Genomic DNA, 25,032 nt, shown 5'->3' on the forward strand with positions numbered 1-25,032 from the left:
GGAGAGGTTGGCGGGCCCACTTGCGGGAGATCCGGCTGGACATGGCCTTCGCAGCTTCCAGATACTCCGTTGACCGGCTTGCTCCTGACCGCGTGCACCAAATCCTCGCACGGGTTGCGTCGGCCTACGGCCTCGCTGTCTTTCGGTCAGACCAAGGTGGCGGCAAATACCGCACGGAGTTTGTCCAAACCAGACCGTGGTACGCCGTCCTGATCCGCCGCCGCCCCCAGCGTATAACCTGTGCGCTGAAGGCTACGGATCGCGGCACTTGCCTAGACATAGACCACCGTTTCTTCCGCTCGTACAGCATCCTGGTTTCTTGTGTGGTAGCCTTTACTGGCGGGCTATTCCTGTACGGCGCGCACGGCGTGTTCTCAGTCCCACATTTCACGTTTGCTGGCTTCAGCCATTCTCTTCTCGCCATATTCCTCGGCATCCTCTTGATGGAGAGGACTCTCTCTCTGATTCGGATGCCCGCTGGCCCCTTTCTCGATGACTTACGAGAGGAGGTCAGGCGAAGCCAGGGCTTGCTCGAAGAAGACAGAATCGGCGTACGTAGTCCCGAGTATCGCGTGCACATCGCCTTCCTCGTGTACATTTTGATACTCTTCTTGCTGGGCGCATGGGTCAGCGGTATATGGCTCGCCCGCTTGCCCGCCGCCCTCCTGGTCGTCTCCGCTACGGCGATAGGACTGATTCTGGTACTGCTGATAATGCTCGCTGTTACGGTGTGCCGACCCCCTGCAGCCCTTCGACTGAGCATACCACTCGCTTGCCTCGGAAGTTCGATGGTTAGCACCACACTAATCGTAGCCCTCTGTATTCCAATGGTCTTCGGCGTCCCCCGAAGAGCACTGTGGAATCAAATTCTGACAAGGAATGGCACAGTCGAACGTCTTGACCCGCGAGCATCTGCTGCACTCGGCTCTGAGAGGCCCACTGGTTCCCCAGGCGCGGAACAAATCGAGGCGAAACGGCGACTCATTGGCCTCCTTTGTCCCATCGTTCTTGCATTCGTCGTCGTCGCAGGAATTTACGCCGCAGGAACCCTCGGTAGCGTCGGGTCTGTCATAGAACACGCAAATCGACTTCAGGCACAAATCCAAGGCAGGACGACCCATGAGGCCGTCTCAGGGGGCAGCTTCTTCCGACCAATGCGCCTGCTCTTAATCCTGGTCTGGATTTCGTTCGGTGCGCTGATCTTAACTGGTGCTGGTTGTGTGATCATGACAGGGATCGGAGTTATTGACCCCGCGCATCTGTTATTCGGTCAACAAAGCGTGGGAGTCATTGAGGGAACCGCCATGGCGCTCGCGCTTGTCCTCGGCTTACCCTCTTCTGGCCCAGGATTACTCCTCCTCAGCCGTGTGTTGTGGGCGGCGAGCGCGTTTTGTGCGCTTGGCCTATTCGCTTTATCCCTGATGAGTTACTACTGGCGCCGCTGGTTGACTTTGCGCAGGCTGCGCGCCTGCGTTTTGACCGGCGCGGGAGCACAGAAATCGGCACCCATCGAAGACATGATCTGTGACTTGGCTCGACGCGCCCGTTGCCCAACGCCGCAGCTGGCAGTAACGTCCCGATCCGATCCGTACGCAGGCGTGTACGAGTTTGGGCTTTTGAAGAGAGAGAGGTACATCGAGCTGTCAGTGCGGTTCATCGAAACACTTGAGCGGGACGAGATCGAGGCCGTGCTCGCTCACGAGCTTGGCCATTTTATGAGTGGACACTGCACAAGACACAATCTGCTGCACATTCTTGCCCGTCTGACATTCGTCGGCGGAGGGTTCGTCAGCGGGATCGAGAACAGCTTCGGAAATGAACTCGAGGCCGACCGCGTTGCCGTTTCGCTCCTGAGCGTCAGGCCGCAAGTCCTGCGCTCCTGCCTGGAGAACACCCTGGCAACCCTCGCTTTGGACTCGCTGAAAAGGCACCGCATGTCTGTAGGCTTGGCACTCGCGCAGAGCAGCGGTGCTTTGGGCAGATCGTCCGCATGGGCTCGCGGCGAAGCCAGGGAGTCCCTCTCGCTCTCCAGCCGCATTCGCCTTTGGCTGTCGATTTATGCATCGGATGTGGATGTGTTTTCGTATTGGCATCCATCGCTCAGGGAGCGCATTGAGCTACTGAAGGCGATGGAGGAGCCCCCGTGAGTATTTCCCTAGCGGGTGTAGCGGCTGGCGGTAAGCGGGTGGCAGGACACCTGCGGAGGCGTAGGACCGCAATCGCGACAGTATGCGTCTCGTTACGATCGGAAAAGAGAGCAGATCTTCTGGAGCATCCATGATCATGATACGTTTTGATGACGATGAACTCCGCTCTCTCACCCATGACCTAGTAAGGTCTTTTATTGAGAGGCATTATCCCGAGGAGGTTGCGTACTTCCCTCTCATCTGGCAACGGTTCGTCAAGGAGAGAGTCCTCGATCCCGGCAGCGGGCCGGTTGACAATCAGGAACGATTTGCGCATCGGCTCGGGTTGCCGTTCGCGGAGGACCGCGGTATCGATCTGGCGGGCGCTCTCGCCGTAGTAGCCATAGGAGCCGTGTTACACCAACTGAACCGGCAAGGCATAGCTCCAGACCTCTCGAAGATCAGGATGGCCATTCAATGCTCGTCCGTAGAACTTGGCGCTGGAGACCAACTGGCCAACGAGCTCGCGCAAGAACTTGGGCCTCAGCTACACAATGCTTTTCAGAGGCTGAATGAGAAGACCGACAGCGTCTACGTGGAACGACTCGAAAGCGGAATGGAGAGGCCCCAAGGTGCCCAATGTTCGAGAGAAGAAGCAGCACGACTCTGTGCCGGAGGGCATCACGATATCATTATCGATGAAACTGTTCACAAGCTGTGGATCACGGGCCGTCAAGAGATGGAGATTCTTCAGGTCCCCGGAATGCAGCGCTCCATGCTATGGCTTGTCTTGACCCACGTGGGGGATTACATAAAGCTCGAGGAGATCGAGAGCCTGCGGCGGCCGCGCAAGGATGAGGAGCCGCTGCTGGATCGGTCTTATTACGCCTATAAGGACCACCTTGGTCGACTTCTTGGATTGGAGCTGCGGAACAGAGTTATTGGCGACGCCCGCGAGAGGAGGTATCCCGTCAGAACAAGGGCTTTCTCGTTCTGCTGGATCCGTGCCCAATCCGACCCGAAGTCGAGCGAGTTACTTCAAGGGCTTGGGACGCCCGCTGGCCACTGACCTACTGCATCTGCACCGTCTTCGTGTCCAGGCCCCGCGCCCCCCTGTCACGCGTCAAATCTGGTTGTCGCCGAGCCGGGTCTTTGTTGCCGCCGGTCACGTGTCCCTCCTCGCTCCCGTTCCGATTGTCGGCGTTTGTCCCCCGGGCAACAACAATCAGATGCCTTTCAGCTCCCGTTAAGCGACCTTAAGGATTGTCTCGTCCTGATCGGATGCTCAGCGCTGTGGCAAGTGCTGAAGGAGCCGGGGCTTAGCCATCTTGTCTAACTCTGGCCACCCATGTTCGCTCTGCTTGCCAATTCAGGGGCTTTTGAGCGCTTCTGGGCTAGTGCTTTATGCGCACAAATCATTGAATGATAGGTCGTTAGGCCGTGTCCTGCAGGCACGGCTCAGGATCAAACCAGTTCACCTGGCGCCAGGTGTCTTTTTCCGGCAGTTGCCGAGAAAGGCACCAGAATGTCAAGGAGAAACGAGAAGAGGATTGTTCAGGTTCTCACTGTGCTCGTGAGGCTTCTGAATTTGGCCCCGATGCTCCGGGACGCGCTGGCCAAGGAAGCCGGCCCCGAGCCGTCCACAGGGCCGATACACGACGGAGCTGAGCAAGGACCGCAGGCCCACGTTGCGCGTCAAGCTGCCGGCAGGGCCAGCCGTCCACAGATGCAACCCCGGGAGCACCGGTTGGCGTGCGAAGCCGCCGAGGCAACCAATTGCGACAGGGGTTGCGTCACGATCTGCGACTTGGCGGTGGTGCAAGATTCGTGGTTGAACGGTAAAGCAGACAGATACGGAAGCCTGGACAGGATGATCCAGGTGGCGAACAGCGCTATCTCGAAGACATGCGCATCGTTGGAACCGTACGGTTGTACTGTGAGCCAATGCTCCCGCGGCGCATGGAAATGGCAGCCACTTGAGGGCAGGAGCTACGACGATATTCGAATCCCGATACTGGAGGAAGTCCAGCTGATCAAAACGGCTCGGGCTGCCTTCCAGACGCAAGACTACATGCTGGCCGTCGCCAAAGCAATCGCGGCCCTGGAGTTGTATCCGGAGTCGTATCTCGCGCACCGCCTCGTGGCAACTTGCAGTCTGCTGCACAGCGCGCCGGTGGATCCAGAGTTCCTCACGCGCTCGGCCCGCTTTGTCCACGATCGCGATCTGGTGATCCAGAAGGCGATTCTGTTCTTCCGGCAGCTTGCCGCAGCGAACCCCGATGACAAGGCGCGGCCCATCGTCGAAACACACGTCGAGTTGTTCGAGGCCGAACGCGTCCAGAACAGCGGACTCCTCGATGCGATCCGCGAGTTCCTGAACAAGCCCTTGTCAGTCTGTAGGGCATCCGGTTCCGGAAACGATGGCGACTATTCGACTCTGATCGCCCTGGTGTTTAATGCACCGCGGTGTTCTGCCGGACGTGTCAAAGAGATCGGGATGATTCTGAACCACCCTGATCTTGCCCGACTGGTGCATCAGATCGCGGATCGGATTGGCGGCGATGACCTCAAGGCCAGAGATCGCGTTCAGCAGGCGAGCGGCCCTGCGATTGCCCGGCTGATCAAGTCGTTCGGTACCGGTCCGACGATGGAGGAGCTCGTGGCCTACGCGGAGCAGAAGCTCGAGGGCCTGATCAAAGAGAGGATGGCTCGGCAGCCAGATGACCGAGATAAGAACAACTGCAATATGCTTCCTGATGACGTGAGGCGGGAGCACGATGGGAGGCTGGTGCAGAACCACAATCCCCGTAAGCGACCGCCTCGCAATGGCGATAACGACTGAAAGACCCGAGTAATCGGCGGTGGATTAACGGCCCCGTGGGCGCAACTCCGCGGGGCTTTTTTCTTGGCCGCAGCTTGTAGCTGACCGGCTGGCCGCAGCGTTCGAACGGCCGGAGCCCGCTTGGGACGGCCTTGGGAAACCACTCCGTGAGCGTGGAAACAGACCCGCTCTATCGCACCACGTGAGAACACGCAGTGACGCCGCATCCGTTCGAGAGCATCGCTTCGCTTCACGTTGAGGCAGCCCTGAGCTGCCGGCTTGGTATTGTATCGGCCGTGGTCAGGCATACGGGAGTGCCACCAGTTTCCGTGGCGCCCGTCCCGCCACGTCTACACACATGCTCATGGGCAGGACACGATCCCTTCGTATGACTCTCGGCTCACACAGACGGCAGTCGTGCTTTCAGCCCTTCAGCACGCTCGATCAGCAATCCGAGCCTGCAGAGATGGAGCCTGACGAAGGGCTTCGCTCGTCGGCGACCTTGCTGAAACCTGCAAGAAGGAGCCCTCGGACCTTCGTCCGTATCCCCACTTGGAGCTTTCGCTCTTCGCTTCACTTCGAGCCGCTGCGGTCAGCAGGCGTTGGCCCAACTCCACGTGGACGACGCACGAAAGAGCACACGGCGCGGCTGGGCCGCGAATTGCCACTGGCCGGCTGAAAGCCATAAAAGGCGCCGCCGGAGTTGGCTAACCATTTAAGGCTTTCGTCCAGGGACTCGCCGGCATCACATCAAGGATGGCCTTGCGGCCAGGATTATCTCCCCAGGAGGGTACAACGGGGTGAGCGGTATCTCATCGCGCTGGTTCGAGAAGTTCGACGGCGCCGGTTTTGATGGATGGAGCAACGAAGAACCACATCATGCTCATCAACTGTAAGGAGGTGAAAAGAACATGGAAGCAGAAACACAAACCACTTTGGATGCGTACGCGAGCTTGTTCCAGACGCTCAAGCAGCGCCTGGGAGACGCAGGAGCAGCTACGGCCGTCCTGCAGGAAGTCGCCCGGGATCGACGGGCCCAGCAGATCCGCGACGAGCGGCAGGCAAGGCAGGAGAAGGTAGACGGAGAAGCGGCCACGCAGAAGCAGCTCGAGTTCTTGAAGGACTTGAAGATGGACATTCCGCAAGGATTGACCAAGCAGGCAGCTTCGCTGCTCATCGACCAGGGCAGAGCGAAGCGGGTAGCGGAACAACTCGAAGCCTACTGAGCCGGCGCACGAGCAGGCCAGCAAGGAGCACTCCAGGAGATAGCACTTTTTCTGGGCTTGGCCGAGAAATCGGTCAGGCCCGACCTTTTCTGAATGTACCCATGCGGCGGCAGCGCCTGCACCAGGCTCACTGGCGGCTCTCTCCCCGGTGGTCCTCGGGTTGGCGGGAGCAGGTCGGGCGAGGGATAATCCACTCATGAAACACCAATCCAGTAGCCGCGCGGCGATGGCATTCTGCATGGCATTCGTGGGGCCAGGAGCGACGAATGCCGTGCAGGCCTTGGTTCGCGCCCAGGCCGCGACTCAGGGCTATGCCGCCCCCATGATCTGGTCCGACCGATCGGCTGCAACCTGGCATGAAGCGATGCCCATCGGCAACGGGCGCCTGGGCGGGATGATCTTCGGTGGCGCGGCGAAGGAGCGCATCCAGCTCAACGAGGAGAGTCTCTGGGCAGGCCAGCCGTTCGAGACCTTTCCGGAGGATTTCCCGGAGCATTTGGCGGAAGTGCGTCGCCTCCTGTTTGCCGGTCAGAACGCTGAGGCTAACGCCTACGGGCTCAAACATCTCACGGCCAGCCCCACGGCTTTCCGTTCTTACGAGCCGCTAGGTGATCTGTGGCTGGATTTCGAAGACATGGCCGCCAACACGGCTTACCGCCGGGAACTCCTCCTGGCCGATGGTTTGGCCCGCGTCAGTTTCCACTATGGCAATGCCACCATCACTCGCGAGGTCTTCGCCTCCGCGCCGGATGATGTGCTGGCGATACGCATCGCCACGGATCAGCCCGGCACGCTGGACTTCAAGGTACGTCTGACCCGCGACCGCAATGCCACCGTCACGGCGGTTGCGGGCGGGGAGTTGCAGCTCGAGGGCCAGCTCGTGGACGTGGAGAAGAAGGACGGTGGCTACGATGACAATCCGGGCGGGTCTGGACCCGGCGGGGCACACATGAAATTCGCGGCCCGACTGCTGGCGCGCGCGGATCGAGGGAATGTGACGGCCGAAGGCGGCACACTTCACATCGCCGGGGCGAGCGAGACAGTCCTCCTTTTTACGGCAGCGACCGATTACAGCCTCGCGAAGCTCAACTTCGACCGGGCAATTGATCCGGCGAGGAAGTGTGAGGCCATTCTCGCTGAAGCAGCGAGGAAAACCTGGGCCCAGCTGCTCGAAGCGCATCTGGCCGCACACCGCTCCTTGTTTAACCGCGTTTCCCTGCAGATCGGCATCCCCGACGCGACGATGGATAGCCTTCCCACCGACGCGCGCCTGGTCGCCCTCGGCAGGGAAGGCGCGGACGACCCCGCCCTTGTGGCGTTGCACTTCCAGTTCGGTCGCTATTTGCTGATGGGCAGCTCACGGCGACCCGCGCGCCTGCCGGCAAATCTGCAGGGCATCTGGAACGACCAGATGTGGGCGCCGTGGGAGTCCGACTACCACCTGAACATCAACCTCCAGATGAATTACTGGCCCGCCGGAGTGGCCAACCTGCCGGAGACCATCGGTCCGCTGCTGGATTGGTTCGAACTGCTGGCTCAACGGGGGCGCGAAGCGGCAGAACGCCTGTACGGGTCGGACGGCTGGGTGGCGTTCCTGAGCACGAATCCGTTCGGGCGCGTGTCGCCGGCCGCCTCCACGCTCCAATCCCAGTTCAACAACGGCTCCATCGAACCGCTCTGCGGTGTCTGGATGGCCGCACAGTTGTTTGATTTCTATCAGTTCACGGGCGATAGGAAGCTGCTGCAACGTCTCTATCCGGTACTCCAGGGTGCCGCGGAGTTCCTTTTGGACACGCTGGTGGCCGCGCCGGACGGCAGCCTGGTCATCGTGCCCTCCGCCTCGCCGGAGAACAGCTACATTGATCCGAGAACCGGCCGGCGCATTCGCATCACCGTTGCCTCCACCTATCACATGAGCCTGGTGCGGGCGCTTTTCGACGCGACGGATCGTGCGGCGGCGATTCTGGGCACAGATGAGCCCATGCGGCGGCGTATCGGCGAGGCGCAGGCGAAGCTGCCGCCGATCAATCTGGGTCCCGACGGACGCATCCTGGAATGGATCGAGCCCTACGCGGAAGCCGAGCCGGGCCATCGGCACATGTCGCATCTTGTCGGCCTGCATCCATTCGATCTCATCACGCCGGCCACGCCGGAGTTGTTCGCGGGTGCGCGCAAGGTTCTGGATTATCGATTGGCCCGCGGTGGCGGTGCCACCGGCTGGAGCCGGGCGTGGCTGGTCAACTTCTTCGCCCGCCTGCAGGATGGCGACGCGGCGCGCGAGCACTACCTCGCTTTGCTCCGGCGCAGCACGCTGCCCAACCTGTTCGACAACCACCCGCCGTTCCAGATTGACGGCAACTTCGGCGGCTGCGCCGGGTTGGCGGAGATGCTGCTGCAGAGCCACGAACGCGTGCCCGGCTCCGGGCCGGCCGATCAGCAGTTTATCCTGCATCTGCTGCCCGCCTTGCCCAAAGCCTGGGCCAACGGTGCGGTCAAAGGACTGCGCGCTCGCGGCGGGTTCACCGTCGACATTGACTGGAAGGATGGCCATGCCACCCGTTATCGCGTCACCTCCCCCGAACCGCGCGAGGTCAGGGTCCGCGTCAACGGAGAAATCCACACCGTTTCAGCATTGCCCGAGCCGTGATTCATGGATATGGCGAGCGCCAACCTCAGCATCTCGCAGATTCGCCTGACCGACAAAGACTTGCCCGTTCGTCCATGCGAGGTCGTTTGGTCATCGCCAGCCGTCAGAACGTCGCCCTCGGCAGTACGGATGGTCTCAGGCCCCTCACCTCCTTGCCGGCCGTCCCTGGAATGCTGCCAGAGGCTGCTTGCGGCAGACTGACCTCCCTCTGGCGGGCTGTTCACCTTCCGTATCGAGTGGCCGCTCTGTTCCTGGCGATCGTTTTTGATCTATCGCCATGCCCTGGAGGACGGGCTCCGTAAGCCTTTCGCCTTTTTCGAGGTACCGCTCTGAAAAAGGCGGACCTGTCCCAGAGGTGCCGCTCGGGCCAGGAAAGGCATATCGATCCCGCCCTCCTGTTCCGGGCATGATAAATCAAAAACCGACAACGGAACGAGAGCTTCTGCTCTTCCTCCAGGAGAGCGTGAACAGCCAGGAGGAGTACGAGTGGGTCTGCCGCAGACTCACCGAGCTGGACTCTCGCCCCGGCGTCGGGACTCACAAGGAGGTGAGAACATGAAAAGGAGATTAGTTTGCCCGCACTGCCACGATGACACGTTCATCCGTCGGCAAGATGTCGTGGTGCGGGTCTACGCGGACGGGAACGACATCGCCACCGAGGCCACGCGCGAGTTCGCGACCTGGCCGCTGCAGTGCGCCGGCTGCTTTGAGATGATGGCAGTGGATGAGCTGGTCGTGAGGGGTGAGCACCGCTCCATCGACCGAGTGAAAGGGGGTACTTGGCGACCATGGGACAATACTTCGTCATCGTGAACCTCGACAAGCAGGAGTACCTTGACCCCAGCAGTTTGGGCTGCGGTTCAAAGCTGCTGGAGATTGCCGCCAACGATTGCCTGAACGTGCTGGCGTTTCTGCTGCGTCAGTCGAGCGAAGGTGGCGGCGGGGATATCCACAAGCCATACCACAACGCAGGGCGCTGGGCTGGTGACCGCATCGCCATCGTCGGCGACTACGACGAGAGCCGGATCTGGCAGCGGTGCGTGGATGGCCTTTACCGAGAGGTTAGCCAGAAGATCCGCGAGGAGTGGAACGACTTCATCGAGATTCCGCGGCTGAAGATTCCCCGGCCGGGACATGAGAAGTGCTTGGTCTGCGGTATCGAAGTCGAGGAGAAGGGCGAGTGGTATTGCCCGAAGCACTCGGCCGCGGATCTGCGGATCAAGGTGGAAGGGGGCAGATCCCCCTCCGCTGATGCTCAGAAGGTAAAGGGTGGTGCCCAGCGACCATGACCAAAGGATTTGACACTGTGAACCTGTCCCAGCTCGTCGAAGTGTGGGAGAGTTACACGGGGTGGTACTGGTTCATCACCGAGATCGTGGACGATGAGCTGGCCTTCGGCTTGGTCCGTGGCTTCGAGACCGAATGGGGCTATATCAGCCGCCAGGAACTGGCGGAACTGGCAGACGAGGGCAAGGTCTGGCGCGTGCCCAGGCGGAACTGGCCACTATGTCCGTGCGTCGTCGACGCGAACGGTGGGAGTGGCTTCTCATCTTCCCATGCTCACAAACTGAAAGGGGGTGTGCGTTAACGATGAGTGGCGCAAACTACAACTCAGAGTGCCCGCGGTGTGGCGGTGAAATGATCTGCTATTCCGACTGGAAACCTATCGACCGTATCCACGGAGAGTGCCTGGACTGCGGGTTTTGCTACTGGACGGAGGATGACCTGATGACGCTCGAGGAAGTCAACAAGCTGAGAGAGGCCTTTGGACTTGAGCTGCTGACCGCGCTTAAGGAGCCACAGGAAGGGGCGCAGTAATAGCTGGCCCGCCCCCCCTTGCGGGATGTGAAGGGGGGCGGTCCGCTGTATCAGCCCGCCCCAGCGGCGGGCGCTGGACTGTCCCGCTTCGCCCGGCCAAGTTGCGGTACCGCACTTCTGCCCCAATCACTGTGATTGAAGGCTGGTTCTGCGGTGCCAAGACACCTGGGGGCACGCTCGCGCAAAGCTGGCGGCGAAACGCGTAAGAGGCTTCATTCCGCCACTGATAATACGCCCGTCGGACAACCGGGGGCGCCTACTCACCGGAGCTTCTTGCCCACGCCAGTAACCTCGATGACCTGGGCCGATTCCACGCGACAGGGAGATCCAGCAACCAGGCCGATGACGTCCGCACGACTCAGATTAAGAGGCCCGGGCATGCCGACGTCATCGTAATTGGTGTTGATGCTCGCGATCGGCTTGTCGTCCAGAAGGGCTTGCGCGCCGTCGTTCCTCACTTTGATGACCAGCGTATACCGCTGATCGTTGACCAGCCAGGCGTTGCTTTTTCTGGTAGTCCGATTCTCGTTGGCGTGATGACCATTGATCATGGCGAAGCCGACCACGGTGTTTCCCGACCCGCCCACCACACAGCAAAACTGCCTGCCGTTAGCACGGCAGATCGGCGAGATGGCGTCTTTGCCACCGATCCGGACGAAGACCACGCGGTAATCGTATTCCTCCGGCGGCGTATAGGGGAATTCGATGCGCGAGCGGTTGTCCCGCCGCGGTCTGGAGAACAAGACGCCTTTCTCCAGTGTCCAGGCTCCCGCAACAGCGTCCCTGGCGGGATCAACGAGCTTGAGGAGGTCCACCGTCCGCGAGCCCATATCGGCGGCGGGTTCCGCCTTCTCGGGGCTCGCACTTTCGGGACCAGGCTTTGTCCCCGGCCCGACCGGCATCGCCGGCACGGCATCGGATGTCACCACACCCTTTTCATACGAAATGCCCCAAGCCTGGGCCGCGGCCCCTAGCTGGTCGTGCAAGTCGGCCACCGCCGCCGCGAAACCGGCCAGTGACGCCTGCAGTTGTTCGCGGAAAGCCAGCTTCGAGTTGTCTTCCCTGGCGCGATCCCTGTCCAGCGCGTTGCGGTAGTTGGTGCCCACCACCGTGCAGTACTCGAACACCTCCTTGCACGATGTCAGCATCTCCTCGGCCTGCCTGCGGTCGTCGGTCTTCAGGGAATCAGCCGCGTCCAACGAGTCAGCCAGCGACTTACGTAACGCCTCGTAGGCCACCGTCATCCGCGCGTTCAGGCCGCCGAATGTCCCCTCTTGGTCCGCTTCCACCGTCTTGAGTCCGTCGATGGCGGCCTGATCAGCGGTGCGAATGAACAGCGCCAAGGCGCGCACGATCTCCGCCCGCGGATCCCGCGCCGTCGGCGACTTGACCTTGAAGCGGTACAGCGGTTTGCTGCCTATCTCCAGGTCGGCCACGCGTTGCCACGCCAATTGGGCCCACAGGCTGCTCTGATCGGTCTCGTGCTTCTGGCGGCGAACCAGCAACTTCTCCTGATCCTGTGCCAGCGCTGTGGCCTGCGCCTTGGCCCGAGCGGCCTGCTCGTCGTTGGCACGATAGATGTAGTCGAACTGCTTTGGTCTGGCCAACTGGCCGGAAACGCCGTCCCTGTGCACGGCCCCGGCGCCTCGGAGACCGCGCCAAACCCTATTGCCCACATAGTGGCGCGCGGCAAAATCCCGGGCCGTCCTGCCGTAGAAGGTTTGCCAGCCCACCGGCCCACCGCCCTTGCGATCCATCGCTTCATTGGCCGCTTGGGCCCTTTCAATGCGACCGTAGGCCGCGCCGACCTTGTAACCGAGCTTGCGCAGGGCGTCATTCAGGGCCTTGATGTTGGCCTCGGCATCGGCCAACTGCATCAACCGGGAGGCTTGCAGCGGGCTGAGTGTCTCTTCTTCTTGAGCCGGCTTGGTCGCCGGATCGCCAGCCAAGGCGGCGATGGCCGACCCGTAGCAGAAGACGGTTGCGAGCAATCCGAGATTCGCGCCCACAGCGCGCAGACATGGCTTGATCATGAGCACGCCCAACCTTTCGTCCTCTTTAGGTTCGGACACGAGAGCAATCACCGGCTTCGCAGAACTGCCCAGCCTAACCAGCGTGGGTTGTTGCTGTGACAGGCTGCGTCGCCGGCTGGGTTGTAGGGGGACTGACGAGGTTTGTCGCCGTCACGAGCAAATGGAGCAAGTACTCATTGGTGGTGCCCTGCGCGGCTGCGGCCGCCGACGTCAACGACGCGCGCGCCTCTTCGAGCTGCCCAAGCTTGAATTGCGCCATCGCGATCCGGCACAAGGCGAACGCGTCCATCTCTCGATTCGGTTCCGTCTTGATATCGATTGCCCGACGGCTGAGTTCAATCGATTGCTCATACCTGCCCACGTGGTAATAGGCGGCGCCGATCCTGCGCAAAATGACCGCCTTGGGGAGTGCGGACGGTGTTGACTCCGGGTTCATCGTCAGAACCTCGTCGGCATCCTCGGCAGCGGCCTGGTAACGCTCCTTCGGTTGATCGTCTCGATCGATGATCGGCTGCAATGCGTTCATGGTGATGGCCGGCCAGTCCTGCCTGTCCGCCAGTTGAAGCATTCGCGCCCGAACCACCGAGTCCGCCTCTTCCCTTACCGCCGCAATAACTCGCGACTTGGACAACCGCTCGGCCATCAGCGAGCCGAGCACTCGCCCGGCTGTGTCGTCAATTCCCTTAATTTCGACGTCGGCGAGCCTAAGGGCGATCGCTTTTCGCAGCGGAGGGAGCGTTCGATCCTCCCGAATGGCCCGCAGCAGATCCTCCCGTGTTGTTAGCGGTTGGGAGAGCAGCGTTTTGACGTATTCACGGGCGGGTTGCGATTCTCGTGACCGCAGCCCCCAATACTCTTTGCGCGCCTCGTAACCACGCGTATCCCAGACTTCTGCGCCGCCCTCAGCGAACTTGAGAATCAAACGGGTGCCGTCTTTGGTGAACTTCAGGCTCGTAACCCTCGATGCGACAGGAAGGATGGCCAGGTCGCGGGACGATACCGCATCCTGAAATCGTACACAACCGTTTCCCGCGCATACTACGCGCCGGTGGTCGGGACTCACCACTGCGGCGGTGATCGCCGGGTCATGTGCCACACTGACAGTCTCGGAATCGGGCGCTGTGCTCGAAAACTCTTTGCCCGCTCCGGGGCTAGCTACTGTTTGCGTGACCAGGGTGGTCCCACTGGGAGCCACTCCACAGTCCGCGATCAGCGCATCCACTTCCTCGTCGGGGTGCTGATCGGCCGCAAACGCAGTTACCGGTGAAGCACGGTGGCTCAGGCGGCACACCGCTATTGAAGTCTCGCGGGTTTCCGCCGTCCCCCCTCCTAGATAGCCGATGACAAAGTCGCCTGCGCTGTCCATGCTTTCGGGCAAAAACGGTCCGTAGTCCATAGGGCTCAACGAGGACAGAGGCGCCTGCCCTTCACAGCGTCCATCGAGGTCCCACAGGCAAACGCCCTGTGAGCCTTCGCCAATCATATGTCGTTCGTCTCGAGTTAAGCTGACGCCGCCGAGCGCCGAATCCAGGAATATCGGCTCCCCGACGCGCCTGCCCGCCAGGTCCCACCACTGAACAATGCCCTCTTGCGACCATGCGAGAAGGCGGCGGCTGTCCTGCGTGAAGACCTGACTCCACGTGCCGTACCGCTCCTGCATTCGCTCGCCGACAGGTGATCCCGAGAGATCGTAGAAGCAGGCTGTGTAACCAGGGCCCCGGTCCTTCCAAGCCAGCACCGACCGCCCGTCCGGAGTAAACTCGACGGATGCGGCATCTGGCATGGCCTTGCCGACGGATAGTCCGGCAGCAGTCCAGAGACGAGCTTGCTCGTTATAACTGGTGAGTATCATCTTGCCGTCCGGACTAAAGGCGGCAGTTGCGCTTGGCTCGGAGCCGTCTGCGTTCTTCGCTAGGCCCACGACCATTGGCGATCCTACGTACTTCCCCGAGAGGTCACGGATTCTGACCGAAGCAGTGTTGTTGCTGCGTTCGAGGACCAGAAAGCACTTCTCGTCCGGGCTCAATGGCTTGACCCATGGACGCCAACCTGTAGGGATGGGTGTGCTTATAGGTTTACCCTCGCGACTCCATAGTTGCGTGGATCTGGAGTTTGCGGCTCTGCCATATGCATCGATAAGAATGGAGTTGCCAGTGGGCCCGAATGTCAAATACCCACCGTGGCCGTAGTCTTGGACTTCTTCCCCATACACGATCGGCGGTCCAATAGACTTTCCATTCAGATCCCATAAGTGGGCGCGACCTTTGTCCGACCATGTTAGCAGGAGTGTTCCGTCTGGACTGAACATCGCGCCACAGTTACTGCCTTCGTGGATCCCGCTAACGGGTTCGCCGTTGGCATCCCATATCACGCACGTTCGAGTTTCGGAGTCGGAGTCTGAGTTCCATAGGGGAAATGTGACTACGCGCTTGCCGTCGGGACTGACCCTAAACAGGTCGAACCGTTCAGGGAAGCTGTAGGCGATGCCTTGCGCTCTCTGGCTAAGAAACTGCCATTCAAAAGCCCTTTTCGAGGCCGGACAAGCGCTCAGGCTGCGACGTGCCTGGGCCCAGTTGCCGCGGTCCATGTCGGCAATCGCCAAGGCGATATTCCCGATGTAGGCCTCCAGCTCCGCCGCATCGCGTTGTCTGTCGGCTTCGATCTTCCGAGTTTCGGCAAGCTGTTGGTTCCGTGTCGCCGTCCTTGCATTTGCATCGGCGCGGCGCCATTGCCAGGTGGTGGCGGTGAGCCCGAGTGTCAGCAACGCCACGGCCCCGGCGCCGGCGAGCACGCCGGTTCTGTGCTTCCGAGCGAATTTTCGGATTCGGTAGCCGACTGAGGGCGGCGCGGCCACCACGGGCTCATCGTTCAAGTGCCGCTCGATGTCCGCCGCCAGCGCAGTGGCCGAGTCGTAGCGGCGGCTGCGTTCCTTCTCCAACGCCTTGAGAACGATCCAATCGAGGTCGCCCTTGATCAGGCCCGAGAGCTTGGCCGGCTCAATGTGCCGGCTGGCGGCCAGGTTCGGGAGGATGACGCTGGTGGAGACGCGCAGGCTGGGCTTGGGCGGCTCTTCCTCGCGGATGACGCGGCAGACCTCGTCCCAGGCAGCCTTTTCGAACCGCGCGCGCTCCAGCGGGGGTGTGCCGGTCAGCAACTCGTACAGCAGCACGCCCAGGGCGTAGATGTCGGCGCGGGTGTCGACGTCCAGGGCGTTGATCGCCACCTGTTCGGGCGCGGTGTAGAGCGGAGTGCCGGCCATCGCGCCGAAGGCGGTGTGCAGGGTGTGCTCGGTCAGCACGCCGGCTCCGCCCAGCGCCTTGGCCAGGCCGAAGTCGATCACCTTGGGCACCGGCTGGCCGTCGTGTTCTGTCACCAGGACGTTGGTGGGCTTGATGTCGCGATGCAGGACCCCTTTCTGGTGGGCGTGCTGAACGGCGTGACAAATCTGGGTAAACACCACCAGCCGGTCCCGAATGGTCATCCGCGACTGATCGCAATACTGCATCAGCGGCAGACCGCGCACCAGTTCCATGACAAAATAGGGACGGCCTTGTTCAGTCACGCCCCCGTCGAATACACGGGCAATGTTGGGATGATCCATCAGGGCCAGCGCCTGGCGCTCGGCTTCAAAGCGGGCGATGACGGTTCGGGAGTCCATGCCCGCCTTGATCAGTTTGACCGCCACCAATCGCCGAACGGGCGACCGCTGCTCGGCCATCCAGACAACGCCCATGCCACCGGCGCCGATTTCTTCCAGCAACTTGTATCGGCCGCCGATCACGGCGCCTGCCAGGGCTTCGGGTAGGGATGTTTTGGGAGGCGCGGTTGCGAACGTCGGCAGCGACCCTTCGGCGTCGTGGGCCGCCAGTAAGGCTTCAACGCGCTGCCGCAGGCCGGCGTCGCCGGCACACTCGCGGTCCAAAACCGCCTGCCGGTCGGTCGCGGTGGCCGCCTCGACGGCCGCCATGAACACGGCCTGTTCGCGCCGAAAGTCAGCCTGCCTTGCTTTCTCGTCATCCGGCATGGCCGTATCTCCGAAAGTGGTGTTCCGGAGAGTCATGCGTCGTCCAACGTCTGAGCTGTCGAAGAAAATTCAGCCATCGCATTTTTCAGCCAGGCCCGGGCGAACGTCCACTGTCGCCGGGCCTCGTACACGGTGATGCCCATCGTCTCGGCGACGCGTTCGTGAGACAGTCCTGCGAAGTGGTGAAGTTCGACCACCCGGGCGGCGGAAGCATCACGACCCGCCAAGGCGTCGAGGGCGATATCCAGGGCGATCAACCGATCGTCCGTGACCGGGGCGGGAATCTCGCTTAGTTCGACGCGCACCGCACCACCCCCGCGCTTGAGCCGGCGGCGGGCTCGGGCTCCATCAATCAGAACCCGCCGCATCGCGGTCGCGGCGGCAGCGTAAAAGTGTGCCTCGTTGGCGAAGCTGTTTCCCAAGTGCAGATAGGCTTCGTGAACGAGCGCCGTGGCCGTGAGCGTGTGCTCAAGCCGTTCCCCGCGCATCAATCGTTCGGCTTGGCGCCGAAGCTGTTCGTAGAGGTCTTCTTGAAGCTTCTCTCGCCGCATGGTGCCTAATCCCTAAGCCGACCCGCTCGGAAACCGTCAAAACTGAGTGTAACCAGCGTACAGCCGAAGCTCAAGAATCAAAACAGGGACGCTTCTGACCTCATACGAGATTTCTCAGAGAACTACCGCCCGGCTACGGCGCCGTGCGATCTCCCGCTATTCTACGAGCCTCCCCCCGCTGCACATACCCTGTTTTCAGGCGTTATTAGGCGTTTCGGCCCGCGCGGAGCAGTGTCCGAGCCGCCCAAACAGCTGCAGCATGGCGGGCTCAGCGACTTGATGCTGTTGCTGCTGGCCCAAGGGCCATCCCGTGGCTGTGAGAGTGCCAGGAGGCCACGACCGGGTGGAGCGTGGGTGTATCCTGGCCGCGCCCGTTGCGGGCGGCTGGCGCGGCTGGTGGTGTAGGTTTAGCGCGGGCTGGGCAACTGCGAGACTGCCGAAACGCAAGCGGCCCGGCGGTGAGGGAAGGGTCGCGTGAAAGGCCAAGACGCAGATATCAGGACGACGTGGTCGGCCGTGGGAGCGATGGTGTCTGGGTTGACGATGACACGTGGAAGCGCGGGGAAGCGATTGGGAGATGGCTGTAATTTCGGCTGGACGCTGGGCGGGTAGCGGCCTGCTGACGTGTGGTGTTGCCATTGGGCAAGCCAAAGCCCAGGGGGATGAGGGTAAATGGCGACGAGGGCGCTGGTGATCATGCCAAGGACGGTGCCGACTACGGAAGCATGACTGTGAGGTCGACGCTGACAGCAACGAGGACGACGAGGCCCGGAGGAGGGTCAGGGCAGTGCTTTTGATGACGGTGTGCGGAGAACTGCGACGGTCATGACGAGGGGAGCGACGAGCGGGAGGGCGGTGAGGGTGATCGGAACCAAGGTAACGACGGTGATGACGGTGGCCAGGCTGGCGGCAATAAGGGCTATGAACGTATTGACTGCGGAGAAGGCGTTCGTGAACACAGGCGGTACGTTGAGGAGAGCATGGCGGTGCGTGGCGACGGCGATGATCGCAGGAACGGGCATGAGATCGAAGTGGTTGCATGGCCGGTGGGCGTGGATCTGCGGATGGAACGCGGTTGATGCTGATCGAGCGATATCGAGGTTCTGAGTGATATGCGGGAAAGCTGATGACGCGGGTGGCGGTGATTGGCTCGGAGTGTAGACATGGATGATGAGGTCTGTGAGCGAGGCAAGTGGAGCATAAAGGTCGGTGGCGGAGTAGCTTGTGCTGTATGACGACGATGGCTGGTGGTGTGCGGCTGATGGTGGCGTCGGGGATGCAGAAATGGTGAACGGAGATGACGGGCAGGATGGTGGTGGTAGGTGCAGACGCGGACGGTGGCGGTGGCGTGGTTACGCGGTAGGACCGTAGGGGAACGAGAAGATTGCGGTCTAAGGAAAGATGGCAGCGGAGCGAAGGGCATGGGTTTGGGGAGATGCCGTAGCGTGGCGGGCAGAGCATGAGAAGAGGTCAGGGAGTTGGTGGAACTGATGACGAGAGTGCGCAAGGGCGAGAACCAGCAGAGTGGTCGAGAGCAGGTGAGTTGAACGGGTGAGTGTGTTCGTGGCAGGTGGTGATCGTGGCTTGAGGGGAAGATACTATTGGAAGGTGCAGGCGGGAGCGGAGTGGTGATCGGTTGGGAGTCGATGATGAGCGAGGGCCATGATGTAATCGGCTGACGCCGAAATAGGAGCTGCTGCGGCAGCTCAGTTGACACGGCGGGCCGCCGTTGTGGGCGGCTGCGGCCCGCGGCGAATTCGCGGGGAGACTGGTGGTCGGTGTGGCGGTGCGATAGAGCGGAGAGAGGACACGGGTTGGCGGGGCTTCTAGCGATGAGCGGAGGGTAGGAAATGAAAGCGTTGCGGACTAGGGGAGGTGGCTGTGCGATGGGCGGCAGGATGCGCAGGACAGGCTGTCCCGGGGTACATGCGGGAGTTGTGGCGGGACGTTACCGGGCGGTGAGCGGGGCTTTTCGCGGGAGGGAAAGCCGGAGGATCAGGGGCTTTAAGATGAGTGGGATGTAGATGAGAGGGGCCTATGGGGAACCCTTCAGAGGGTTGAAGACGGGATTCACGGCTGGATGACTTAAGTGCTTTTAGCAATTAGTTTTAAGTCGGATTGAGGAGAGGAGAGAGGAGATACCAGCAACTAGGAAGTCAGAATCAGAAACCAGAACGCTCCGCAGCCGGCTTTGGCGGGCCGATCCCGCAGCACGGCGACACGGCTGATCCCCAGGCACGACATGCATTGACCGGCAATCTTCCCACGACGGCACCCATGCCGAAGCGCAAAACGCCGGCGCAACGCGCGCCCACGGCCGCCAGATGTCTCCCGGTCCGCGGCTTCATCCGCACCGTTCCCGTGCGTGATAGGACGGGCTGGTTGACCACTTTTGAGGTGGCTTACGTCCCGTATGCTCGCGATCATGGCAACATGCACCGATGAGCCAGGGGAGACGCGGGGGCTGCCTTGTCCCGACATGAAGGAGAGGAAGTGGTGTCGAGCCAGAACGCAGGGCAAGGGATTCCTCAGAACTTCGGTAGACGCCTCCTCGACCGCGACAAGATCGACCGGATAGGCTGGCCTGAGCTCAGCTCACCCGGTCGCGTTTGTGGCCCACAGCATTCTGGAACCAGCGTCCATCCGTCAGAACGGTATCCAGTTCAGGGGCGTATCATCCCACGTCTCACCATCGAGCAGACGGCCGCCCTTGGCGGTTCCACCATTCTGCTTGGCGGTCGGATCAGCACCATTGGGGTTATTGCGGACGTGACCCCATTGCTTGAAGAAAAACGGGATCCGGGCACGAACACACTGTTCCTGAATGCTTGTGACCCACCCATGCGCCATCGGTCGGGCGCCAGGACCGGATTCGCCGCCCACGATCACCCAGTTGATGCCCCGTAGGTTCAGACTCGGAATCGGCCCGAGGAGGGGCTCGAGGGAAAGGAACTTGACCCAGGCGCCTGTGGCTCGAAGCTCGTCGATACGGAAGGTGGACTCGGCGTTCTCGACGCTGACGCCCATCCACACGTTCTCCGGCCAAGGCAACCTGGGCGACAGCTCAAGCAGGCGCTGCGATCGCTTGGTCAGCACCTGGAAAGTGTGCTGCGGACAGTCGGCCATGACGGCGAACACGCGGACAATGAACTCGACCGGGACAGCCTCGTGGAACAGATCGCTCATGGAGTTGACGAAGATGGTCCGTGACTCCAACCACCGCCGAGGCTGATCCAGAGCCTTTTCGTCGAGCACGATCTTCCCGGTCCAGCGGAGCCGCCCACCCTCCGTGGTGGTCGTTCCCTGATATTTGGGCTGGCCCATGGCATGGAGCCGGTGGGCCATGGGGAGCGCATAGCAATGCGCACATCCGGGACTGCACATCGTACAACCAGCGCACGGGTTCCAGGTCAGTTCGGTCCACTCAATCGTCGAAGTCTGAGCCATGTTCGGCACCTCCTATCAGTAAACCTGTTCCGCTGAACTGACGATGAACGTCCTGGCAGCAACGAGCCCTGCCGGCGTCTCGTCAAGGAACAATCAAGACGTAGGCGGCGCCGCGAAGCGCCAACCGGCAGACGGCCACGGCCAGCAGGGCCACTGCGGCCACCAACCGAGTACGCTGCGGTTCCCGGCTCGCCCACTCCATCGGGATCACTCGTTGCACTGCGGATAAGATCGGGTCCACCAGGGGCTGACCAACACGGTCAAAGGCGAGCAATGGCCGAAGTCGCCAGTAGAGAGTGATGAGGCGGACGATGACGAAGAAGCTGAGAATGTCGAGCCCTTGTGCCACCAAAGACCCAACTGCCGACAACAACGCTTGGGGCAAACCCATGGCTCGGACCTCCAATCGCCAATCCCGCGAGTCACGGCGTCCCCCCTCGTTAATCATCTGCGCAGAAAGTTTCAGCAGTGAGTTTTCGGTACGGCACGAGGTCGATGAGACGTCTCGCCAGCTGATGCTGGTCGGTTAAGTCGGTGGCAAGTGGGGTAACAGGAAACTCTCCTGATATGAGGCCGTCCGCGCCCTGCCAAGTACAGGTTGGTCTGGGGCTCGTCCAAGGAACCGACCGAGCGGGCGGGTATGGCGAGCAAGACGCCTGACCTGTGCCAACGCACCAGCCGAAGACCATCATCCGCATCTGATGAAACGTGTCCGCGAGAGTACGTTTTATGAGGTTTCTGACGCGGCAATCATCAGAATGTCATAACTCATAAAGGTTTATTATGTCGGCGTTTACGTATAGATCGACCTGATGGTTTGGGACCAGGAGGCCGAAGGTTCAAATCCTTTCGCCCCGAATTCATATCCGCCTGTAAACACCGCAATTCGCGGGGTTCTTTGTTTCTCCGTTTTTGTCCTGCGGGGTGTTTCGTCCGTCTGGGTGTAGTTGCTGTGCCGGATTCTGTGCCGCGCTGCCTGTAACCCCGTCGCCCCGGATAGCCGCCTCGAAGTGGGCATCCATGGTCATCAAGTAATGCCTCATCGTGATCTTCGGGGTGTTGCCCATCCAGTCGGTCAGGACCTGGGCGGGAAAACGCTCGACCCACTCGGTTTCGAGGCTTGCACGCATGTTGTGGAAGGGGCGGGGCCAGATAGTCAGTCCGGCCCGGCGAACGATCTTGGCGAAGGTCGTTCGCGGGTTGCTGTTCGCCCAGCCAGCCGCCCCCGCTGCCGCTCGGCGGAATCGTTGATCGACTACATATACATCGCCCTCTGAGGCGAGCTCGAACGAATCGAGCAGTATGTCCCGCAGTTCAGGGAACATCGGAATGACGCGAGTCGCCCGGTCAGGGAGGTGTTCGGTTTTCGGGCTGGTTACGCGAATCCGGCCGCGATCCCAATCAACGTCGTCCCATCGCAGACTCAGAACCTCGCTTGGGCATCGTAGTCCTCCGTACCTGCGCAAGCCAACGATGGTTCGCCAGTGGTGATCCGGACAGGCGGCCAGCACTCGGGCGGTTTCCTCCCGTGTGACGAATTTCTGCCGAGCCTTTATCCCGGCCAGCCAAAAAGCTCCCTGAAATCGGCGTAGCACGTTTCACAAACCCAGTAGTAGCCATCTGGACTCACGTAGCCCTCGTGGAGGTCACCTTCACAACCCGAGAACTTGGCTCGACAGAATTCACAGTGCTCATGCTCCCATCCTTCTCGGTACGTAGCATAGGTTTTCTTGCACAGAGCCATACCCCTCAAGTACTTCTCTTGTCCCTGTAACCGCCAATCCGTCATCGTTCGCTCCTACTTCGGTTCGGCCCTCCTCGCGTCGCTGGCATCATCCCGCTTGCTGACGACGGTCTTGGCTGCTTTTCCGCCGCCGGTCACGCCCGGCAGCAGTGTCGAAATGGCGTCGCCCTCTATCGCAAGCGCGTCTTTGGCGGCTTCGTCTCCTGCCTTCTTGGGATCGCCATACGATGCCCCGGGTTTGTCCAGAATGAAATCGATCTGGGTCTTGACTTGCTTCCCCCAGTCGTAGAGGTCGCTCGCCAAGCTGCAAACGTCGGCAATCGTGTCCCACCACAGACCGTACGGGTCGTGGTAGTCCAGCGGCTGGCTGGCTACATACTCACACAACCCCACCCCGTCGACATACCCCAGCGGATCGCGCTGCAGCCGGCGGCCCAGGGCGTCGGAGGTGGCGATTCACGGCGATGCGCCGCGGGCGCAGAGACGCAGGTGCGGGAGGGCTGTCACTTGCGGTCGTTGAGGTGAGTCTGTGAGCACCTTCCTTCATCAGAATGGCACTTTATCCACCAACCCCTCATTTGCACCGCTCGTTCTGGGGAGTGATACCGTCCCATGCCAATCCGCTTGCGACCACGTTGGTCACCGTCGTCGAGTAGCAGCCGGATGGTGCGTTGTTCAGCTTGAATGTGACCGTGCCGGTTGACCCGGTGGTGCTGGTGCGCGAAGCATAGGCGACGCCATTGAGAGAGACCCGAATGGCCACGGACGCGCGGCTCACCGGATTGCCCAGATCGTCCACGACGGTAAGGGTAATCGAGAGGTGCAGGTTGCCGTCCTTGCCGCCCTCAGTGGCGTAGGCGATGGAGCTCACGGTTGCCGTGGTGGGGTCGGCCGAGGGAGGGCTGATGGTGAAAGAGGCAGACCCTGTTCCCACGACAGCTCTCGCGTCCTTCACCTCAACAGAGACTGTGTAGCTGCCGTTGGCCAGACCTGAGATGTCGAGATTCGCGGTATAGGTTCCCAGCGGGGCAGTCTCGGTGAAGGTGACGCTCGCAGTTAAGCCGTTCAGCGCCGCAACAAAGCTACTCTCCGAAAGGCCAGTCAATTCAGCGCCCGTTTCATCCGTCACCACGGCGGTGAGGATGGCCGTCGCATCTCTGCTGCTCGTATAGCTGGACTTGTCGGTCGAGACAGTCACATGAACCGCGGGCGTGGGAGGCGGAGGCGGAACCACCCTGGCGACAGCCGCCGCAGCATCGACTCGGCCGTAGCCGTAGAGTGTATCGCGGCCGGAAGCGCCGAGGTCCACGGCGGTCGAATTGAGGATTTGCCGGACTTCATCGTTGATCCACCCGTCACCGTTTGAATCGGTTATACCGGCCGAAATGACCAGCGCGGCAACGCCGGCCACGTGGGGCGAGGCCATCGAGGTGCCGCTCATCGTGCCGTATCCGAGGTTCATGAGCGTCGAATTGATGCTCACCCCCGGGGCGGCGAGCTCGACGGTGTCGCCGGTGCTGGAGAAGGCTGCCCGCTGGTCCGACTGGTCGGTGGCGGCGACGGCGATGACGGACCCGTAGCGGGCGGGATAGCCCACGTTGTTGCCCGAGCCCTTCGGATTGCCGTTGTTGCCGGCCGCGGCCACGTGCAGCACGCCTTTGGCATAGGCCTTGTCATACGCGTCTCGCACAATGGTCCCGGGATCGCTCTTGCTGCCGTAGCTGTTATTGGTGATCTGAATACCGTTGGCCACACACCAGTCCAGAGCGGCGATCATGTTGCTGAAACTGCCGCTGCCGTTGGCGCCCAGGACCTTGAGCGCGTAGATACTCGTCGCAGGCGCGGCACCCACGACGCCAACGTTGTTATCCACGGCCGCAACGGTGCCGGCCACGTGCGTGCCGTGGCCGTTGTCATCCGTCGGGTCGGCGTCGCTGTTGACGAAGTCGTATCCGCCCGCATAGTTGCCATTGAGATCGGGGTGGTTATAGTTGATCCCTGAATCAAGGATCGCCACCTTGACACCGATGCCGGTGGTACTGGTGTGGACTTCTCCGGCTCCGATCTTCTTGACGCCCCAGGTGTTGTCCAGTTCGGCGTCCACCGCGTGGAATTCTCCGTCCGGCTCGATAACAGTGACGTTGGGGTTGTTCTGTAGGGCGGCGACGGCTGTCCTGGGAAGGGTGGCCGCGATGGCGGGCACGAGCGAATAAGTGTGCTTGATGGCGCCGCCCGCTGCGCGAACGAGGGTTTTCTCCACCGGGCCGGGCTGCTGTTTGAACCCGATCAGAACGGGGATCCTCTCGACCGCTCCCTGGCCGTGGGCGGCACCCGCGCACCAAGCAAACGAAACAGCGACCACCAAAAAACAAATTCCGGTGCTCCGCTCGAACCGCGTCAACATGTCATCTTCTCCCGCGTGTGAGGTGAACAAGCGAGTTCTGCCAGCGCTGCACGAGGGGCAAGCTCCCCAGGGCCAGCGCACATTAAACTCCTGTTCCGGTAATCACTTGCATGAGGAACTGGTTGTTCCAGCCCGCGATGCGGCTCTTGCACTTGATGCTATCCTTCGACGCGTGACGCTTCAGGAGGCTG

The 25,032-nt window shown here is 61.4% G+C and carries 18 protein-coding genes; 9 read left to right on the forward strand and 9 right to left on the reverse strand.

The genetic code is table 11. The features are described from left to right. Positions 1-41 precede the first annotated feature (41 nt). The 9 genes from KA354_19720 (at position 42) to KA354_19760 (ending at position 10,638) form a co-directional block, all read left to right on the forward strand. Positions 42-2,147 (forward strand): M48 family metalloprotease, encoded by a 2,106-nt coding sequence (locus tag KA354_19720; GenBank protein ID MBP7936876.1) that lies wholly within the window; start codon positions 42-44, stop codon positions 2,145-2,147. A 130-nt stretch (positions 2,148-2,277) separates the two neighbouring features. Next, the gene (locus tag KA354_19725; GenBank protein ID MBP7936877.1) at positions 2,278-3,195 is read left to right on the forward strand and encodes a hypothetical protein; all 918 of its coding nucleotides are present in this window, start codon (positions 2,278-2,280) and stop codon (positions 3,193-3,195) included. 867 nt (positions 3,196-4,062) lie between these two features. Continuing rightward, on the forward strand, positions 4,063-4,968 hold the full coding sequence (locus KA354_19730) for a hypothetical protein (GenBank protein MBP7936878.1): 906 nt from the start codon (positions 4,063-4,065) through the stop codon (positions 4,966-4,968). Positions 4,969-5,858: 890 nt separating this feature from the next. Continuing rightward, positions 5,859-6,173 (forward strand): hypothetical protein, encoded by a 315-nt coding sequence (locus tag KA354_19735; GenBank protein ID MBP7936879.1) that lies wholly within the window; start codon positions 5,859-5,861, stop codon positions 6,171-6,173. A gap of 364 nt (positions 6,174-6,537) precedes the next feature. Next, on the forward strand, positions 6,538-8,820 hold the full coding sequence (locus KA354_19740) for a glycoside hydrolase family 95 protein (protein MBP7936880.1): 2,283 nt from the start codon (positions 6,538-6,540) through the stop codon (positions 8,818-8,820). 555 nt (positions 8,821-9,375) lie between these two features. Continuing rightward, on the forward strand, positions 9,376-9,633 hold the full coding sequence (locus KA354_19745) for a hypothetical protein (protein MBP7936881.1): 258 nt from the start codon (positions 9,376-9,378) through the stop codon (positions 9,631-9,633). Continuing rightward, positions 9,609-10,109, forward strand: a complete 501-nt coding sequence (locus tag KA354_19750) for a hypothetical protein (GenBank protein MBP7936882.1) — start codon at positions 9,609-9,611, stop codon at positions 10,107-10,109. The genes KA354_19745 and KA354_19750 overlap by 25 nt, the downstream gene beginning before the upstream one ends. Next, entirely contained in the window at positions 10,106-10,408 is a 303-nt protein-coding gene (locus tag KA354_19755; GenBank protein MBP7936883.1) for a hypothetical protein, read from the forward strand. Before KA354_19750 ends, KA354_19755 begins: the two co-directional genes overlap by 4 nt. A gap of 2 nt (positions 10,409-10,410) precedes the next feature. Next, positions 10,411-10,638, forward strand: coding sequence for a hypothetical protein (locus tag KA354_19760; GenBank protein ID MBP7936884.1), 228 nt, complete (start codon positions 10,411-10,413; stop codon positions 10,636-10,638). A gap of 260 nt (positions 10,639-10,898) precedes the next feature. Here the strand turns inward: KA354_19760 and KA354_19765 are convergent, their stop codons facing one another. The 9 genes from KA354_19765 to KA354_19805 form a co-directional block, all read right to left on the reverse strand. Continuing rightward, the gene (locus KA354_19765) at positions 10,899-12,671 is read right to left on the reverse strand and encodes a hypothetical protein (protein ID MBP7936885.1); all 1,773 of its coding nucleotides are present in this window, start codon (positions 12,669-12,671) and stop codon (positions 10,899-10,901) included. A 73-nt stretch (positions 12,672-12,744) separates the two neighbouring features. After that, positions 12,745-16,695 carry a protein kinase gene (locus KA354_19770; GenBank protein MBP7936886.1) on the reverse strand — a complete coding sequence of 1,317 codons (3,951 nt, stop codon included), beginning with the start codon at positions 16,693-16,695 and terminating at the stop codon, positions 12,745-12,747. Between the two features lie 32 nt (positions 16,696-16,727). After that, complete coding sequence (locus KA354_19775) at positions 16,728-17,246, reverse strand: sigma-70 family RNA polymerase sigma factor (protein ID MBP7936887.1); 519 nt, start codon at positions 17,244-17,246, stop codon at positions 16,728-16,730. Between the two features lie 2,646 nt (positions 17,247-19,892). After that, a complete protein-coding gene (locus KA354_19780; GenBank protein MBP7936888.1) occupies positions 19,893-20,693 on the reverse strand; it encodes a phage Gp37/Gp68 family protein in 801 nt (266 codons plus the stop codon). 82 nt (positions 20,694-20,775) lie between these two features. Next, positions 20,776-21,084 carry a hypothetical protein gene (locus tag KA354_19785; GenBank protein ID MBP7936889.1) on the reverse strand — a complete coding sequence of 103 codons (309 nt, stop codon included), beginning with the start codon at positions 21,082-21,084 and terminating at the stop codon, positions 20,776-20,778. Between the two features lie 469 nt (positions 21,085-21,553). Continuing rightward, positions 21,554-22,204 carry a site-specific integrase gene (locus KA354_19790; protein MBP7936890.1) on the reverse strand — a complete coding sequence of 217 codons (651 nt, stop codon included), beginning with the start codon at positions 22,202-22,204 and terminating at the stop codon, positions 21,554-21,556. 41 nt (positions 22,205-22,245) lie between these two features. After that, positions 22,246-22,482, reverse strand: a complete 237-nt coding sequence (locus KA354_19795) for a hypothetical protein (protein ID MBP7936891.1) — start codon at positions 22,480-22,482, stop codon at positions 22,246-22,248. 9 nt (positions 22,483-22,491) lie between these two features. Beyond that, positions 22,492-22,824, reverse strand: coding sequence for a hypothetical protein (locus KA354_19800; protein MBP7936892.1), 333 nt, complete (start codon positions 22,822-22,824; stop codon positions 22,492-22,494). Between the two features lie 187 nt (positions 22,825-23,011). Further along, a complete protein-coding gene (locus KA354_19805; protein MBP7936893.1) occupies positions 23,012-24,841 on the reverse strand; it encodes a S8 family peptidase in 1,830 nt (609 codons plus the stop codon). Between the last annotated feature and the right edge of the window lie 191 nt (positions 24,842-25,032).

This window comes from Phycisphaerae bacterium (genome assembly GCA_018003015.1).
GTDB lineage: Bacteria > Planctomycetota > Phycisphaerae > UBA1845 > PWPN01 > JAGNEZ01.